Source organism: Vibrio variabilis (assembly GCF_003263785.1).
In the GTDB taxonomy this organism is placed as follows: Bacteria; Pseudomonadota; Gammaproteobacteria; order Enterobacterales; family Vibrionaceae; genus Vibrio; species Vibrio variabilis.
The window spans coordinates 1-1,047 of sequence record NZ_JYJK01000115.1 but is presented as its reverse complement, the minus strand read 5'-3'; the positions used below and the strand labels follow the sequence as shown (position 1 = coordinate 1,047).

General features: G+C 42.1%; 2 protein-coding genes. Both read right to left on the bottom strand.

The features are described from left to right. Positions 1-105: 105 nt before the first annotated feature. A complete protein-coding gene (locus TZ48_RS26510) occupies positions 106-489 on the bottom strand; it encodes a GFA family protein (RefSeq protein ID WP_112480381.1) in 384 nt (127 codons plus the stop codon). 145 nt (positions 490-634) lie between these two features. Continuing rightward, the gene (locus tag TZ48_RS19755; protein ID WP_112480380.1) at positions 635-1,027 is read right to left on the bottom strand and encodes an NUDIX hydrolase; all 393 of its coding nucleotides are present in this window, start codon (positions 1,025-1,027) and stop codon (positions 635-637) included. Between the last annotated feature and the right edge of the window lie 20 nt (positions 1,028-1,047).

Below are 1,047 nucleotides of genomic sequence, written 5' to 3'. Positions count from 1 at the left end.
TTAAGTAGCAGCTAACTACCACTGCACCCAAACAAAGCCACCGTAATCACTAAACTCAATCCAAACCAAAATCGCCGACTGTTAGCTGTCTGCTTGAACAATTTGTTATGTTTCTTTGCTCTTGTGGGCGAGTTTATAGGCATGTTGCTCCCACTCTCTCCCGTCAAACTCCGATACCACAACCTTTGAAATTGGAGTGTCGATACAGTTGATATTAACGTCCACTCCATCGGGGTTTGAGCGCGGAATGTAGAAAGGTTTACAACCACATGTGGCACAGAAAAAGTGCTTAGCGACATTCGTATTAAACGTGTAAGTACTTAAACTGTCCTGTCCCTTCAACAAAGAAAACTTTGAGTTAGGTACTATCAAATGCAGAAAGCCTGACTTTTTACATATTGAGCAATTGCATAAGTCGGCCTCAATAACCTCAGGAGCTTCAACTGAAAACTGAACTTCTCCACAATGACAACTTCCTTGATATTCCATCATTTCCTCGTTGAAACATAACGCCTTGTTAAGTAGCAGCTAACTGCCACCACACTCAAACAAAGCCACCGTAATCACTAAACTCAATTCAAACCAAAATCGCCAACGGTTAGCTGTCTGCTTGAACAAATTGTTAGAACTGCACTCATAGGTATTTATTCACTCTTTGCAGCTCCGAAAGAGCAACTCTATCTGCGTCAATGCCAACTGGTGCACCCGTAATTGTGTACCAACCCACGTCATCTGCTTCTTGTACAGATATATCACCTTTCCAATCCTTCACAATGAAATAGTGTATTAATTGGAGCTCAGTCGTTGGATGGTAGAGTGAGCACAAATACTCAGAGTCTATTGGAACGATACATAGTTCTTCTTCAAGCTCTCTCACGAGTGCTTGTATCTTTGTTTCACCCTTCTCAATATGCCCACCGGGAATGGTAATTAGTCCCGGGTCTGTTTCCTTAGTGTTACTGCGTTTTTCCAGTAGCAGTTTACTACCTCGAAGCAGAATAAAAGATACGCATTCATGCACTGCCATCAAACAGTCCCTCTAAAGTT

What these genes read in the sequence shown, in the direction of transcription:
- TZ48_RS19755 (WP_112480380.1), bottom strand. Translation starts at nt 1,027, where the DNA reads ATGGCAGTGCATGAATGCGTATCTTTTATTCTGCTTCGAGGTAGTAAA.
- TZ48_RS26510 (WP_112480381.1), bottom strand. Translation starts at nt 489, where the DNA reads ATGGAATATCAAGGAAGTTGTCATTGTGGAGAAGTTCAGTTTTCAGTT.